Source organism: Serratia bockelmannii, from assembly GCF_051803255.1.
Taxonomy (GTDB): domain Bacteria; phylum Pseudomonadota; class Gammaproteobacteria; order Enterobacterales; family Enterobacteriaceae; genus Serratia; species Serratia bockelmannii.
On the sequence record NZ_CP196512.1, the window covers coordinates 2,553,883 to 2,570,054 of the forward strand.

Annotated in this window: 13 protein-coding genes; 3 read left to right on the forward strand and 10 right to left on the reverse strand. The window is 60.0% G+C overall.

Annotated features, from left to right (window positions below):
- Positions 1–65: 65 nt before the first annotated feature.
- On the reverse strand, positions 66–686 hold the full coding sequence (locus ACSJLU_RS12240) for a helix-turn-helix transcriptional regulator (protein WP_016927684.1): 621 nt from the start codon (positions 684–686) through the stop codon (positions 66–68).
- 110 nt (positions 687–796) lie between these two features.
- On the reverse strand, positions 797–2,254 hold the full coding sequence (locus tag ACSJLU_RS12245; RefSeq protein ID WP_060433098.1) for an amino acid permease: 1,458 nt from the start codon (positions 2,252–2,254) through the stop codon (positions 797–799).
- Positions 2,255–2,872: 618 nt separating this feature from the next.
- On the opposite strand from ACSJLU_RS12245, the gene ACSJLU_RS12250 reads away from it, so the two are divergent.
- Positions 2,873–4,147 (forward strand): Glu/Leu/Phe/Val family dehydrogenase, encoded by a 1,275-nt coding sequence (locus ACSJLU_RS12250; RefSeq protein ID WP_043143546.1) that lies wholly within the window; start codon positions 2,873–2,875, stop codon positions 4,145–4,147.
- A 67-nt stretch (positions 4,148–4,214) separates the two neighbouring features.
- Here the strand turns inward: ACSJLU_RS12250 and ACSJLU_RS12255 are convergent, their stop codons facing one another.
- Positions 4,215–5,240, reverse strand: coding sequence for an ankyrin repeat domain-containing protein (locus tag ACSJLU_RS12255; RefSeq protein WP_380827708.1), 1,026 nt, complete (start codon positions 5,238–5,240; stop codon positions 4,215–4,217).
- A 298-nt stretch (positions 5,241–5,538) separates the two neighbouring features.
- Here ACSJLU_RS12255 and ACSJLU_RS12260 point away from each other — a divergent pair, with 298 nt between their 5' ends.
- A complete protein-coding gene (locus ACSJLU_RS12260; RefSeq protein ID WP_043143542.1) occupies positions 5,539–6,108 on the forward strand; it encodes a DJ-1/PfpI family protein in 570 nt (189 codons plus the stop codon).
- Positions 6,109–6,115: 7 nt separating this feature from the next.
- Here ACSJLU_RS12260 and ACSJLU_RS12265 read toward each other — a convergent pair whose 3' ends face one another.
- The 7 genes from ACSJLU_RS12265 to ACSJLU_RS12295 all read right to left on the reverse strand — a co-directional run bounded on the left by ACSJLU_RS12265 (position 6,116) and on the right by ACSJLU_RS12295 (position 15,078).
- A complete protein-coding gene (locus ACSJLU_RS12265) occupies positions 6,116–6,469 on the reverse strand; it encodes a DUF1493 family protein (protein ID WP_025302880.1) in 354 nt (117 codons plus the stop codon).
- 155 nt (positions 6,470–6,624) lie between these two features.
- Positions 6,625–8,067 (reverse strand): efflux transporter outer membrane subunit, encoded by a 1,443-nt coding sequence (locus ACSJLU_RS12270; RefSeq protein ID WP_380827705.1) that lies wholly within the window; start codon positions 8,065–8,067, stop codon positions 6,625–6,627.
- A gap of 1 nt (position 8,068) precedes the next feature.
- A complete protein-coding gene (locus ACSJLU_RS12275) occupies positions 8,069–11,206 on the reverse strand; it encodes an efflux RND transporter permease subunit (RefSeq protein ID WP_380827702.1) in 3,138 nt (1,045 codons plus the stop codon).
- Position 11,207: 1 nt separating this feature from the next.
- Positions 11,208–12,350, reverse strand: a complete 1,143-nt coding sequence (locus ACSJLU_RS12280) for an efflux RND transporter periplasmic adaptor subunit (RefSeq protein ID WP_025302883.1) — start codon at positions 12,348–12,350, stop codon at positions 11,208–11,210.
- Positions 12,351–12,474: 124 nt separating this feature from the next.
- Positions 12,475–13,125, reverse strand: a complete 651-nt coding sequence (locus tag ACSJLU_RS12285) for a hypothetical protein (protein ID WP_049207561.1) — start codon at positions 13,123–13,125, stop codon at positions 12,475–12,477.
- A gap of 56 nt (positions 13,126–13,181) precedes the next feature.
- Entirely contained in the window at positions 13,182–13,862 is a 681-nt protein-coding gene (locus ACSJLU_RS12290) for a class I SAM-dependent methyltransferase (RefSeq protein WP_380827695.1), read from the reverse strand.
- Positions 13,863–13,938: 76 nt separating this feature from the next.
- Complete coding sequence (locus ACSJLU_RS12295; protein ID WP_099817264.1) at positions 13,939–15,078, reverse strand: agmatine deiminase family protein; 1,140 nt, start codon at positions 15,076–15,078, stop codon at positions 13,939–13,941.
- 144 nt (positions 15,079–15,222) lie between these two features.
- Here ACSJLU_RS12295 and ACSJLU_RS12300 point away from each other — a divergent pair, with 144 nt between their 5' ends.
- Complete coding sequence (locus tag ACSJLU_RS12300; protein ID WP_025302888.1) at positions 15,223–16,086, forward strand: LysR substrate-binding domain-containing protein; 864 nt, start codon at positions 15,223–15,225, stop codon at positions 16,084–16,086.
- The last annotated feature ends 86 nt before the right edge of the window (positions 16,087–16,172 follow it).

The window sequence follows — 16,172 nt, forward strand, 5'->3', positions numbered from 1 at the left end:
GATCATCGCAGCTATTGCGCTACCTCGGCATTCGCCCTGGGGCGTCGTGCCCTTTCCCGCCGCCTTTACTCCTGCTTCAATTCCCGCAAGTGCTTGTACACCGTGGCGCGCCCCATCGACAGCACGTTGGCGATGTAGTCCGCGGCGCTTTTGGCCTTGAACGCGCCCTGATGGTAGAGATCGCTGACCAGTCGCCGTTTTTGTTCGCGGCTCAGCGCGCCGAGCGCGGCGTTTTCGCGCCGCAGCCAATCGTGCAGGAAAGTGTTGATCTTCTCCTGCCAGTCGTCTTTGAACAGCTCTTGTGGCTGAGGTTGCAATCGCGTGACCGACAGGAACATGTCCAGCGCGTTGCGGGCGTCCTCGAACATCGCGGTGCTCAGGTTGATGCACAGCAGATAGCTGGGCTTGCCCTGTTCGTCGCGTGCGGCAATGCTCACCGAACGCATCTTTTTGCCGTCCCAGTTCAGCTTCTCATAGGGGCCGGTCACGCCGGCGCCGCCATCGAGCTCGAAGTCTTCCAGCCCGGCGTCGTCGCCCGGTTTACGCTTCGACAGGTTGTTCGCCAGATAGGCAATCTTGTTGGTGGCCAGATCGTGGATCACCACTTCCGCATTCGGGAAAAACAGCGCCGCGATGCCGTCAGCGACCGAGCGCAAAAGTTCGAGTTGAGAAGAAGAGTTCGGCACGCTGGGGGTCTCCGTATGGCCCGGTTTGGTTTGCTGTTCAGCCGCTTAGCATACCGCAGTTGCCGCCGCTTGCCGAGTGGAGCGGCGGCAAGCGGCGTATCCTTCGCCGGTTATTCCGCCTCGGCGCCACGCCGATAAAACACGTAGCTCTCGTGCGCCACGCTGTCGCGGACCCGATAGCGCCAGATCAGCCCGAGCGTGGTAAACCACAGCGGCATGCTGCACAGCGCGATCAGCGTATCGCTATCGAACACCATCAGTACCAGCGTAAAGGCGAAAAATGCCAGCGTCAGCCAGGCCATCGCGACCCCGCCCGGCATTTTGAAATTGGAATCGGCGTGCAGATCCGGTCGCTTCTGGCGATACACCAGGTAGGCGACCAAAATCATGCCCCAGCTGTAAACCACCAGGATCGCCGCCACGGTAGAGACGATGGTGAACAGCGTCATGACGTTCGGCACCAGTATCAGCAGCAAGGTGCCGGCCACCATGCAGAAGCAGGAAAACAGCAGGCTGCGGATCGGAATGGCCGTGGTGCGAGACAGAATGCGGAACTGACCGTGGGCGTGCTTTTCCATCGACAGGCTGTACAGCATGCGGGTGCTGGAATACACCCCGCTGTTGGCCGAGGACATCGCCGAAGTCAGCACCACGAAGTTGATCACCGCGGCGGCAGCCGGCAGCCCCGCCCGATCGAACAGCATCACGAACGGGCTGCTGTCCGGCGAGATGTGGCTCCACGAGGTGACGGCGATAATGGTCAGCATCGAGCACACGTAGAAGACGATGATGCGCGCCGGGATCGCGTTGATCGCCTTCGGCAACACCTTCTGCGGGTTTTTGGTCTCCGCCGACATCGTGCCCAGCAGCTCGATGCCGGTACAGGAGAAAATGGCGATCTGGAACCCGGCGAAAAAGCCGAAGATGCCGTGCGGCATGAAAATGGCGGGATCGGTGACGTTATGCAGCGAAGCGGTCACGCCGTCCGGCGAGGTCCATCCGCTGAACACCATCCAGGCGCCGGTGGCGATCAACGCGACGATCGCCACCACCTTGATCATCGCAAACCAGAATTCGGCTTCGCCGAACATCTTGACCGACAGCATGTTGAACAGACACAGAAACCCCAGCGTCAGCAGCGCTGGCAACCAGGGCGAGACGTTAGGCAGCCAATACTGCACGTAGCCGCCGCACACCACCACGTCGGCAATGCAGGTCACGACCCAGCTCAGCCAGTAGGACCAGCCGAGAAAAAAGCTGGCGCGCGGCCCCAGGTATTCGGAGACGAAATCGGCGAACGAACGGTAATCGAGCCGCGTGAGCAGCAACTCCCCCATCGCCCTCATGACCATGAACATGAAAAAGCCGACGATGGCGTAAGTCAGTACGATGGAGGTGCCCGACAGCGCGAGGGTTTTCCCGGCGCCCATAAACAGCCCGGTGCCGATGGCGCCGCCGATCGAAATCAGTTGAATGTGGCGCGCGCTCAGCCCGCGCTGCAAGGTTTGGGCACAGTTTGGCCCCTCGGCTGAACCTGGGTTCAGCCGATCGCAGTGATTTTTTGTCATGGTGTTACCTGTCCGTCATTAAGGCGATTAAGCAACCGATATGCGGCTGCAGCAGGAGTGAAACGCCCGTGAGCGTTCTAACCGGCAAAAAAGTGAGACCGAACGCTGCCCGCCCCGTTGTAACAGGGAGGTAATAATAATGGGTACCGAGAAAATGCTCTCGTGAGCCGTCGTATCGCCCACGTTTGGCGAACATAGCCTGAGCGTGGTGGGTAAATACTACAATATCAAATAGTTATGCTTTCCCTTGTGCAACAAAAAAACGACGCCGGAGTCGTTTTAACATTAATTTAACTCTGGCGAGGGGAAATGCCATTGTCAACATGGCAGTTAAATAAAATGAAACTTTTTGATCACATTCAAGCTTCTGAAAAATAGATAAAAAGGGGTTTTATGCGCTTTATATGCATAAAATATGCATGAACTCGCTCACCGTCGACAAAAAGTAATTAACTATTCATTTGCCGCCCTGCAGGCGGCGAAAAACCGTCCGCTGGCCCGATGAGAGGGGGGCTAACAACCGGCATAATTAGTGGTAAATTTAGCGTCGCAAAGTGTTATGCGCTTGCTAATCCACGGTTAAACGAAATAAATACCTCTAAAATATAAAGGTTGGTTATGGAAAAGCTATCCTACGCTTCAGACAGCAGCACCACCGCTTGGGCTACATATCTGCAACAAATCGATCGCGTCGCCCCTTACCTCGGCGACCTCTCACGCTGGGTTGATACGCTGCGTCACCCTAAACGCGCTTTGATTGTTGATATCCCGCTGCAGATGGACGATGGCACCATCCGTCACTTCGAAGGTTTCCGCGTACAGCACAACCTGTCGCGCGGGCCGGGTAAAGGCGGTATCCGCTTCCACCCTGACGTCGATCTGAACGAAGTGATGGCCCTGTCCGCCTGGATGACCATCAAGTGTGCCGCGGTCAACCTGCCGTACGGCGGCGCCAAGGGCGGCATCCGCGTCGATCCGTTCAAACTGTCTGAAGGTGAACTGGAGCGACTGACCCGCCGCTACACCAGCGAAATCGGCTTCATCATCGGGCCACAGAAAGACATCCCTGCGCCGGACGTCGGCACCAACGCCAAAGTGATGGCCTGGATGATGGATACCTACTCCATGAACCACGGCACCACCATCACCGGCGTAGTGACAGGCAAGCCAATCCACCTCGGCGGTTCCCTGGGCCGTGAGAAAGCGACCGGCCGCGGCGTGTTCGTCACCGGCAGCGAAGTGGCCAAGCGTCTGGGCGTGCAGATCGAAGGCGCCAAAGTGGCGGTACAAGGCTTCGGTAACGTGGGCAGCGAAGCGGCCCGTCTGTTCGTCGGCGTCGGCGCTCGCGTCGTCACCATCCAGGACCACTCCGCTACCCTGTTCAACGCCAACGGTATCGATCTGGTCGCGCTGACCGAATACCAGGCCAAGCACAAGCAGATCGCCGGCTTCCCGGGTGCCAGCGAGATCGAGAGCGAAGCGTTCTGGTCGGTTGACATGGACATCCTGATCCCTGCGGCGCTGGAAGGCCAGATCACCCGCCAGCGCGCCGAAATCCTCAGCGCCAAGCTGGTGCTGGAAGGGGCTAACGGCCCAACCTTCCCAGAAGCGGACGACATTCTGCGCTCCCGTAACATCACCGTAGTTCCGGACGTTATCTGTAACGCCGGCGGCGTAACGGTCAGTTACTTCGAGTGGGTGCAGGATATGGCGAGCTACTTCTGGAGCGAGTCCGAGATCAACGAGCGTATGGACAAGATCATGACCGACGCGATGGTCCACGTCTGGAACAAGGCCGCAGAGAAAGAGTGCAGCCTGCGCACCGCGGCTTACATCGTGGCTTGTGAGCGCATCCTGACCGCACGTAAAGAGCGCGGCATCTACCCAGGTTGATGCCGGCTTATTTGGCCTGCGAGCGGGCCATTGTTTCAGGGGGCGAAAGCCCCCTTTTTCGTTTCACCTATTTTTGAAACAAGGCCACGATTTCTGGCGAATACAGGTCGGGATATTTTTCTGCCGACCCGAGTATATTCTGACGAACCGTTTTACCTTTTACGCTTGGATCTGCTGCCACATACTCTGCCGGGAAAGCCAGCGCATCTTTATCGGCACCCGCAGCCAACAACGCCTTGACGCAGTCAGGATTATTGCTGGTCAGGCTTTCCAGCAGTGGTGTGCCAACAGGCCAGGCCTGTTGCTGGGGCGGTTGAGCATCGATAGAGGTTCCGGGTTTATGCAACAAGGCGATACGCTGTGCCGCTTGCGGGTCCGGCTGGCCGTCTTGGGAAGCATCCCGCGTGCAAACAAAGTGCAAAGGCGTTGATCCTACCTTGCTGACGCCATAAGGATCTGTACCGGCGGCTACCAGCAGTTTGATGACCTCCAGATTAGTCGCCCCTTCCCCCATTATCGGTGAGAATCCCTGCGGGGTAACCTGCTTGGCATCCGCACCAGATTGCAGCAACAGTTTTACCAGCGCGGGCGCGGCTCCTTGGCTTTGGGCGGCGGCAATAAGTGGTGTATTAGTCCCCCCTTGCGCAATGACGTTGGTATTGGCACCCGCTTTTAGCAAGCTCTGTAAAATGTGAAGGTCATCATCGGATAATTCAGACTTGTCGGTATTTCCCAACGCTGACAACAATACGGTTTCTCCATTGTCACTGATGGCTTGATTCACATTCACCGACATATCAAGAAAACGATCGAGCAGCGCCGGCTGTTTGTAATAGGCGGCATACCATAACGTTTGAATAGTAGGGTGAGCGCCATTTTTTATCAGTTCATTAATGGTGTCCATATCGCTACTGCTCTTAGAGTAAGCATACGTCATTACCGACTCATCCAGTTTTTGGGTGAGTTCCTCTTGTTCCCCAGCGTGTGCTGCAACCGAGCTCCCCAGCAGGCTCAGCGCCAGTGCGCAGGCTGTAGCACAGCGATTTAAAATAGGCATTTTTTGTTCCTTCAAAATAATAAAAAAATTAAACAAGTGCTTTCCATTATTACGCAATGGTCATAATCACAGAGTTCTGATGTATTCGTATGAAGCGTGCTAACAGATTTCCTTTCCATTTTAGTGGGGAGCCGTTTTTCTATCATAGGAAACAAACGAAAATCAAATTCATTACTGATTAGGCCGCCAAGATAATTATGACATTTATTCTTACCAAGAAAGTCAACTCAATTTTATGCTTTTTAATCGTGTATTCCACAGCACTTTGCGGTTCGCATTCCCAGGGGGGCTGGGCTATACCTTAGGCATTCCCCCTCCTGCAGGAGTTGTGATCATGAGCAAGAAAAAGATCCTGATGCTGGTCGGCGACTACGCCGAAGATTACGAAACCATGGTGCCGTTTCAGGCATTGCAGATGATCGGCCATTGGGTGGACGCCGTGTGTCCCGGCAAAGCCGTCGGCGACTATATTCAGACCGCAATCCACGACTTCGACGGCGCGCAGACCTACAGCGAGAAGCCCGGCCACCGTTTCACCCTGAACGCCGACTTCGCCGCCGCCAAAGAAGAGCACTACGATGCGCTCTTGATCCCCGGCGGTCGGGCGCCGGAATACCTGCGCCTGAACCCCGAGGTGATCGCGCTGGTGCAGGCGTTTGACGCCGCGAAAAAACCGATCGCCGCCGTTTGCCACGGCCCGCAGCTGCTGGCGGCGGCCGGGGTGTTGAAAGGCCGCACCTGCAGCGCCTACCCGGCCTGCGCGCCGGAGGTACGGCTCGGCGGCGGCCATTATGCGGAGATCGGCATCGATCAGGCCCACGTCGACGGCAATCTGGTCACCGCCCCGGCCTGGCCGGCGCATCCGCAGTGGCTGGCGAAATTCGCCGAGGTATTGGAGCAGTAATGCGGTGCTAGCGGAGCTGCTCGATCAGGAAGTGGATGTCGTACAGCCAGCGTTTGGCGCGTGCGGAGCGTACCAGCATCGACACGCACAGCGGCCGGGGGTGTTCTTTGCAGGCGGAGGGGGAAAACCAGCGCCCGGTGTTGGCCGGCGGCTGGAAATACAGCTCGTGGTTGTAATTGCTGCTGTCGACGCCGAAGGTATCGAAGTAGCGGCGCATCAGCGTGTTGGAGTCGCTGAACGACAGACTGAGCGCGGTGTTGATCTCGGTTTCCGGGGTGATGACCACGCCCTTCTTCTGCCGCCCAGGCGCGTTGAATGCGGCGATAAGCGCGATGACCTGTTGCTGAATGTCTTCTGCCATGACGACCTCAAGCCGGTATGAATAAAGATGAATGCGGTTCTCTGTCTGACTCTGCTCGCCGCGGCGAGTTCGGGCCGCCGCGTGGGTTTTCTGTTTCTTTACACTTTCCATAAAAAACCGCGCGCAGCCACACTTCTGGCGCGCGCGGTCGATGGTTAGCGGCTGAGCGTCGTCTTGTCGGCGATGACGCCGTCCCCCTGCCGCTCGGCGGCAATGCCGCCGCCCAACACTTTATACAGGGTGGCCTGATTGTCGTACGCGGTCTGCTGCGCGGCGATCAGCGACTGCTGCGCCGTGTACAGCGTGCGCTGCGCGTCCAGCAGCGTCAGGTAGCTGTCCACGCCCTGGCGGTAACGCAACTCGGCCAGGCGATAATATTGCTGCGCCGCCGCCACATAGCCGGTTTGCGCCGCCAGCTGTTCCTGCAGAGTCGCTTTACGCGCCAACGCGTCGGCGGTTTCCTGAAATGCCGTCTGCACCGCTTTCTCATAGGTGGCGACATACAGATCTCTCTGCGCTTTGCTGTAGTTCAGTTGCGACGTGTTATAGCCACCGCTGAAGATCGGCAGGCTGATGCTCGGGGCGAACGACCAGACGCCCGCGCCGTGGCTGAACAGCGACGAGAGTTCACCGCTGCCCACGCCGCCGCTGGCGGTCAGGCTGATCGACGGGAAGAACGCCGCCCGCGCCGAGCCGATGTTGGCGTTGGCGGATTTGAGGTTATGCTCGGCCTGCAGCACGTCCGGCCGCGTCAGCAGCACCTGCGAAGACACCCCGGCCGGCAGATTGCGCATGATTTCGCCGAGCGCATCGATACCGCCGGGCAGCAGGTTTTCCGGCACGCTTTGCCCCACCGCCAAATCCAGCGCGTTTTTCGCCTGCGCGGCGAGGGTGGCGTAGCTGGCGGCGTCCGATCGCGCCTGTTGATAAACGGTCTCCGCCGACGCCACGTCAACCCGCGACGAAATGCCGTGCTGCTGGTTCTTGCGCGTCACCTCCAGCGAACGTTTGGCGCTTTCCATCGTCTGCTGCGCCACCGCCAAATTGCTGCGCTCGGCCGCCACCGCCACCCAGTCGGTGACGATATCGGCGATCAACGTCAGGCGGGTGCTTTTTGCCGCCTCCGAATTGGCCAGGTAAGTTTCGAACGCCGCGCGCGACAGGCTGGCGTTTTTGCCGAACAGATCCAGCTCGAACGCGCTGACGCCGGCCTGCGCTTCATAACTCTGACTGATGGCGGTGGCATTGCCGCTACCGTTCAGCGAACGCCCGCGGCTGCCGTCGGCGGTGGCGTTGATCGTCGGGAACAGCGCCGAGCGCTGCTCACCGTACAGGGCGCGCGCCGAGGCGATATTGGCGATCGCCTCGCGCAGATCGCGGCTGCTGTCCAGCCCCAGCGCCACCACCTGCCGCAGCCTGGCGTCCTGCACATAGTCGCGCCAGGCGACGTCCGGGTAGCTCAACGCCTGCTTGCCGGCGGCCTCGCCCTGCGGCAGGTTGGCGGGCACCGGCGCCGCTGGGCGCTGGTAGTGTGGATCCAGCGACAGACACCCGCTCAGCAGCAGCGGTAAAGTTAACATCATGACTCGTTGCAACACGTTATTCTCCTGCCTGAGACGGCGAGTTGGTGGGCCGGCGGGTAAACATGCGGCGCACCAACACATAAAACAGCGGTACGAAAAAGATGGCCAATGCGGTGGCGGTGATCGTACCGCCGATAATGCCGGTACCGATGGCGATTCGGCTGTTGGCGCCGGCGCCGCTGGATACCGCCAGCGGCAGCACCCCGGCGGTGAACGCCAGCGAGGTCATCAGGATCGGCCGCAGGCGCATGCGTGCCGCGTGGACCGCCGCGCCAATCAGCGTTTCCCCCCGCTGGTGCATCTCCTCGGCGAACTCGACGATCAAAATGGCGTTCTTCGCCGACAGGCCGATGATGGTGAGCAGCGCCACTTGGAAGTAGATGTCGTTTTCCAGCCCGCGCAGCGTGATCGCCAGCAGCGAGCCCACCACACCCATCGGCACCACCAACATCACCGCGAATGGAATCGACCAGCTCTCATACAGCGCCGCCAGGCACAGGAACACCACGATGAGCGAAATGGCGTACAGCGACGACGCCTGGCCGCTGGTCAGCCGTTCCTGATAGGACAGCCCGCTCCAGGAATAGCTGCTGCCGGCGGAGTATTTCGCCGCCAGTTTCTCCATCTCGCTCATCGCCGTACCGGAGCTGACGCCGGCGGCGCCCTGCCCGGTGATCTCGAACGACGACAGCCCGTTATAGCGCGACAGGTTCTCCGGCCCGTAGATCCAGTGCGAAGACGCAAAGGCGGAGAACGGCGTCATGCTGCTGGCGCCCGACGCATTGGTGCCGCGCACAAACCAGCGGTCGAGGTCTTCCGGCTTGGCGCGATACTCTACGTCGCCCTGCATATAGACCTTTTTCACTCGGTTGCGGTCGATAAAGTCGTTGACGTAGGTGCTGCCGAACGCGCTGCTGAGTGTGCTGTTGACGTCGCCGGCGCTCAAGCCGAGCGCCTGCAGCTTGCCGTTGTCGATCTCCACCTGCAGCTGTGGGGTGTCCGGCAAGGTGTTGGCGCGCACCGCCAGCAATGTCGGATTGTTGCCGGCGGCGGCGACGATCTGGTCGCGCATCGCCTGTAGCTCGGCGCGGGTGGTCGCTCCTTTGGCCTGCAGTTCGAAGGTGAAGCCGTCGGACTGACCGAAACCGTCGATCGCCGGTGGGCTCATGGAGAACACCTGGGCGTCGCGCAGCGAAGCGAAGTGCGCCATGGCGCGTTTGGCGATGGCGTCGGCGGTGTTCTCGCTGCCGCTGCGCTGGCTCCAGTCTTTGAGGCTGACGAACGCCATGCCGGCGTTTTGCCCGCTGCCGCTGAAGCCGAAACCGTTGATGGTGAAAATGGTGCTGACGTTGGCCTTTTCCTGATCGAGGAAATAGGCGGTCACCGCCTCGCTCACCGCCGAGGTGCGGGCGTTGGTGGCGCCGGCCGGCAAGGTGTACTGCACCATCACCGAACCCTGATCCTCATTGGGCAGGAAACCGGTCGGCAAACGCAGGTACATCACGGCCGCGGCGATCAACAGCAGACCGTACAGCAGCAGATAGCGCGTTGGCCGGTGGATCACTGCGCCGACCTTGTCGGCGTACTTCTCCTGCAGCCGGTTATAACCGCGGTTGAATCTACCCAGCAGCCCTTTGTCGGTCTGTTCTTCATGCGTCGATTTCAGCAATGTGGCGCACAGCGCCGGCGCCAGCGTCAACGCCAGCACCACCGACAGCACCATCGAGGAAACGACGGTGATTGAAAACTGACGGTAGATCACCCCGGTGGAACCACCGAAGAACGCCATCGGCAGAAACACCGCCGACAGCACCAGCGCGATGCCGACCAGCGCGCCGGTGATCTCGCGCATCGATTTCTCCGTCGCCTCGCGCGGCGGCAGTTTATCTTCACGCATCACGCGTTCGACGTTTTCCACCACCACGATGGCGTCGTCCACCAACAGCCCGATCGCCAACACCATGCCGAACAGCGTCAGGGTATTGATCGAATAGCCGAACGCCGCCAGCACGCCGAAGGTGCCCAGCAACACCACCGGCACGGTGATGGTCGGGATCAGCGTGGTGCGCAGGTTTTGCAGGAACACGAACATCACCACCACCACTAACACCACCGCTTCAAACAGCGTTTTCACCACCTCCTCGATCGAGATGTTGATGAAATCGGTGCTGTCTTTCGGGTAGGCCACCTTGTAGCCCTGCGGCATCGCGCTTTGGTATTCCGCCACCTTGGCCTTAACCAGTTTGGCGGTGCTCAGGGCGTTGGCGCCCGCCGCCAGCTTGACCGCGATCCCCGCCGCCGGGTGGCCATTGAGGTGCGCGCTGGCGGAGTAGTCTTCGTTGCCCAGCTCAACCCGTGCCACGTCACCCAGCCGCACCAGCGCGCCGCTGCTGTCGCTTTTCAGGATGATATTGCGAAACTGTTCCGGCGTTTGCAGCCGCGACTGCGCCTTTACCGTGGCGGTCAGCTGCTGATCGGCGGCAGCCGGTAGATCGCCGATCTTGCCGGCAGACACCTGGGTGTTTTGCGCTTCGATCGCCGTCTGCACGTCGGAAGGCATCAGCGCATAGCTCGCCAGCTTGGTCGGATCCAGCCAGATACGCATCGCATATTCCGAGCCGAACACCTGCACGTCCCCCACGCCCTCAATGCGCGACAGCGGATCCTGCAGGTTGCTGACCAGATAGTCGGAGATATCGGCCATTGTCGCCTTGTCGCTTTCGTCATACAGCCCGACGATCAGCAGGAAGCTGCTCTGGGATTTCTTGACCGTCACGCCCTGCGCAGTGACCGCGCTCGGCAAACGGCTTTCCGCCTGCTGCACCTTGTTTTGCACCTGCACCTGAGCGATATCCGGATCGGTGCCCTGATCAAAGGTGACGTTGATGCTGACCGAGCCGCTGGAGCTGCTGGTCGAAGAGAAATACAGCAGGCCGTCCAGGCCGGTGAGCTGCTGCTCAATCACCTGCGTGACGCTGTTTTCCAGCGTTTCCGCGTCCGCGCCCGGGTAAGTGGCGGAGATGGAAATCTGCGGCGGTGAGACATCCGGGTACTGCGAGACGGGCAATGAATTGATCGACATCAGGCCGCACAGCATGATGATGATGGCAATCACCCAGGCGAATACCGGCCGCCGGATAAAGAACTGCGCCATATCACTGCTCCCCGCGTTGGGTTTTGTCGACTGAAACCTCAACCGGCTTCACCGCGGCGCCGATCGTGACCTTGCCGGTGCCTTCGACGATCAGGCGATCGCCTTCGTTCAGCCCGCTGCCGATCAGCCAGTTGCTGCCCACCACCCGTTCGGCGCTGACGGTGCGCTGCGCCACGTTGTTTTGCTCGTCCACCACCAACGCGGTGGCTTCCCCTTTGGCGTTGCGGGTGATGCCCTGCTGCGGCGCCAGAATGGCTTTGGGATCGACGCCGTTATCCACCGTGGCGTGGACGTACATGCCGGGCAGCAGCTCATGCTCGGGGTTGGGGAACACCGCACGCAGCGTGACCGAACCGGTGGCCTCATCCACCGCCACCTCGGTCAACTCCAGCTTGCCGGCGTGGGCATAAGGCGTGCCGTCCTCCAGCTTGATGGCGACCGGCGTGACCGCACCGCGCTGCAAAGCGGCCTGCTGACGGCGCAGTTTAAGCAACTGGGCGCTGGACTGGGTCAGATCGACATAGATCGGATCCAACGCGCGGATGGTGGCCAACGCATCGGTCTGGCTGGCGGTGACCAGCGCGCCCGGCGTCACCGATGAGATGCCGATGCGGCCGGCGATCGGTGCCCGCACCTGGGTATAGGCGAGGTTGATGCGCGCCGTCTCCAGCGCTGCCTGATACTGGGCCACCGACGCCACGGCCGCCAAATAGGCGGCTTTGGCATCGTCCGCATCCTGCTGAGAAACGCCGTTCTCTTTCACCAGCGCCGCATAGCGCTGTGATTTGAGCCGGGTGGATTGCACCGTGGCCTGGGCGTTTTTCAGCTGGGCGGCGGCCTGATCGTAGCTGGCCTGATAGCTGGCGGGGTCAATTTGGTACAATACCTGCCCGGCTTTCACCTCGGCCCCTTCGGTGAACAGCCGCTGCTTGATGATGCCGTCGACCTGCGGCCGCACGTCGGAAGTCATGGTGGCGTTGACCCGGCCGGTCAACTCGCTGCTCAGGGTCACTGACTGGCCGCGCAGCGTGACGACGCCGACCTCCTGCTCACCGCCTGCGCCCGTCGGCGCACCGGCGTTTTGCCCATCGCAGGCGGACAGCAACAGCGACAGCCCAAGCACCAAAAGCGTTTTTCTCTGCATTGCAATACGATCCCATTGAGAATGACTATTCTCAATATATCGAATGCAGACATTCGCTTCTGAAAGGGTTGCGTAAGGATAGCGTAAAATCTTGTCGAAGCGGGAAACGGTGGAGCAATATCGTTCAGCGTGGTTTCAGCACATTGGCGCAGCGATTTTTTGCCAATGCAATAAAGCGTTCCACTTCAGCCGGCGGCTGCGTCGTTTCAGTCGCATCAGGCTCTTGCTCCCGATGAGCATCGCTCGCCGGCTGTTTGCAACGATAAACCAGACCATACAGGGGATGACGTCCGTCTTCGGTCTGATAATAGTGGGCCACGCGGGCGAATGAATAGTAATAATAAGGCGTTGAATGTTCTTCGCCCCGATAAACGTTTTGCGTACCGCCGTAGTCGAATGTCAAGTTGGCGGTCTTTTCCATCAACCGATCCAGGTCGTCGATGACCTGTTCGGTACAACGGTTCAATTGTCGCCGCGCTTGTTCATTCAATTTATCGGCATCGTCGTCGGCGCATCGGGTGATATAGCCTTCATACTGGAGATTGTCGGCGAGCTGAAGTACGAAATAACGGTATGACTGCCCGGCGATTTTCACCCCCTCGCGTTCTTGAATCAGCTTCGCGTCCGGAATGAGATACACCGCCGCCGGATCCTGATTATCGAGCGTAAGCGTAGCGGCACTGGCCCCAACAACGGGCGCCAAGAGCGAGACCATAAGCAGGGATAACCGGGTGTTCAAACGAAAGTCCATTGTTTTCGCATCCTCATCCATCATAAATCTCGCCATCTTATCTCGTCAGCGGCGGCGTACCGAGCGCCGCGTGGGGATTTTTAGGGTTTAACCAGTCTAAACACCGTTTTGGTGTGCCAATAGTAGTCGATCGCCGCCGCGATATTCGGCATCCAGCCGTCCGGCTCATAGGGCACGAAGCCGGAAAAGCCCAGCCGGCGGGCAGAGACCTGGAATCCCGCGGTGGAGAAAATGCGCGCATAGTCGTCCAGAGCGCGATCCTGCACCACGGTATGCGTCTGTTCAGCCACCCTTTCGCGCCATTGCGGCCACAGCGGGTTGTCGGTGTGGCAACCGGTCACCGCATAATAAACGCCGCCCGGTTTCAGCACCCGCAGCATATCGGCGGCATGCTGCGCGATATCTTCAATCAGGTAGACGACTTCATGACTGAAGGCGATATCGAAGTGGTTCTCATAACCCGTCAACCGCGTGTCGGTCTGATAACCGATCGGCAGGTTTCCTTTCAGGCGGTTGGCCTGTTCGACGGACTGGCGGGCGATATCGACGCCGAGTCCTTCACGAAATGGCCGGATTTGGTGCAACAGACGCAGAAAACCGCCCTGATTGCAGCCGAAGTCCAGCACCCTGACGCCGGACAATTCGTGTTCCGGCACCAGGCTCAGCAGATGCCGCCAGATGGGCGCATGGCCTTCTGCCATGGCCTGTTCTGCGTGCGGATCGCGATACCAGGTGGGAATGCTCAAGGGTGAGTCGTTCATTATGGCCTCCTTATGTTTCCACTCAGCCAATCACACCCTATGGCGACAAACAACCGCGTGCGCATTTTTTGAACACTCACTGGTCTGGCTTGCCATGCACCGGCAATTGGCTGGTCACGCAGTGAATGCCGCCGCCACCGGCGGCGATGGCGTCGATCTCCAGCTGCACCACCTTGCGCTGCGGATAGAGCGCCGACAGCAGCGCAAACGCCGCCTTATCCGCCTGCGGATCCCCAAATTCAGGGGCGATCACCGCGCCGTTGATGACGAAATAGTTGATGTAGCCCGCCGCGAAATCGGGGTTGCGGCGACTGAATCGGCTTTCGCGCGGTGCCCGCGGCGGCGAAAGCGTATGTACCTGCAGCGTGCGGCCGTCGGCGTCGGTCGCTGCTTTGAGGATCGCCAGATGCGCTTGGGTAACCGCATGATCATAAGAGGCCGGATCGGTATCCAGGTTGGCCACCACCACGCCAGGCCGCACGAAACGGGCATAAAAATCGACGTGGGCATCGGTGATGTCCCGGCCTTTAATACCCGGCAGCCAGATAATTTTGCGCAGGCCGAGCATCGCCTTCAGCTCTTGCTCAACCCGGTCTCGGCTCCAGCCCGGGTTGCGGTTCGCATTCACCCAACTGCTCTCGGTCATGATGCCGGTGCCGTGCCCATCCACTTCGATGCCGCCGCCTTCGCCTACCAGCGCGCTGCGGCGCGGTTGAGCGACGCCGTATCGCCTGGCGACAAACCCTGCCAGACGCGCATCCCTGGCATGTTGCTGCTTATCGCCCCAGCCGTTGAAGTTGAAATCCACCGCGCCCAGTTCGCCGGCGTCATTGACGACGAAATTGGCGCCGATGTCGCGCATCCAGATATCATCCAGCTCAGTGACAACATAGCTGACGTTGTGACTGCCGCAGGTGGCCTCAGCCAATTGCCGTTCATTGCCGCGGCAAAAAACCGTCAACGGCTGAAAGTCGGCGATGGCGCGGGCGATGCGCCCCTGCGCTGCCTGCACGTCCGCGGTGAACCCGCCCCAAATCGCACGCTGCGCGCCGAAAGCGAGAAACGCCCGCTGTTGCGGTTCCCCTTCGTCGGGCATCCGCCAGGCCGGATTAAGCGCAGCTTTCGCGTGACCGCGTAACGGGATGCCCAATGATGCCGTCAAGCTCACACCGGCCACCGCCGAAAGCTGCTTGATAAAGGTGCGACGCGTTGACATAAATAGCCTCTTTAAATTGATTTAAATTCAAACTGTTAGCCGGTTTTTTTTACGCTCCAGCGCTTGAATCCCATGCTAGTCTTCCCCTGCCACCGCGACAAACGATATATTTAGCGGATATCTGATTAGACAGGCTTATCGATAATGTTAAAACACTGGCCCCCCTTGAGCGCCCTGCGCGGTTTCGAAGCGGCGGCGCGCCTGGGCAGTTTTCATCAGGCTGCCGAAGAGCTGCACCTGACTCAGTCGGCGATCAGCCAGCAAATCCGCAGCCTCGAGGCGTTTCTGGAGCAACCGCTGTTCTTCCGCACCGGCCGCAGCGTGGCGCTGACCGACGCCGGCCACGATCTGTTCAGCACCGCACAGGTGATGCTGCAACAGCTGGCCGTCGGCATTCGCCGTTTGGATCAGTACCGCAAACCCAACCAACTGATCGTTAACACCACCCCGGCCTTTGCCCGCCACTGGCTGACGCCGCGGCTGGGCGATTTCAATCGGCAGCATCCGCAGATCGATCTGTGGCTGTTCACCAGCTTTGAACCGCCGGATATGGCGACGGACAGCATCGATCTGGCGATCCGTGACGATCTCAGCGCGCAGGCGGACTGCACCTTTAACGTTCTCTGTACCGACCGACTCTACCCCGCCTGCCACCCCAGCCTGCTGGCGTTGACGCCGGAGCAGCGCGTGACCTTGCACGGCGAACGCGAGATGGATTGGAGCCACTGGGCAGTGGCGGGCGGCGCGCACGTCGGCCAGCGCGACAGCGGGCTGAACTTCTCCGATCCTGGTCTGCTGCTGGACGCCGCCTGCAATGGCCTCGGCATCGCGTTGGTCAGCCAATTGCTGGCGCAACACGCGCGCGACGCCGGGCTGCTGCAACCGTTAACCGAGCAACGCGTGCGCGGCGCCAACTGGGCGTGGCTGCTGCACCGCGACAGCGAACACAATCCGCTCGCCCGGCACTTCTGCCAATGGCTGCAGTCGGCGCTGCCCGCCGGCGCATAACGCGCCACGTCACGATTTGCTACTCTGGTCAGGCGGCCCCGCCTGCCCGCTGCTACTTTCAATAAAGCGTCGTAACAGCCCGAAGA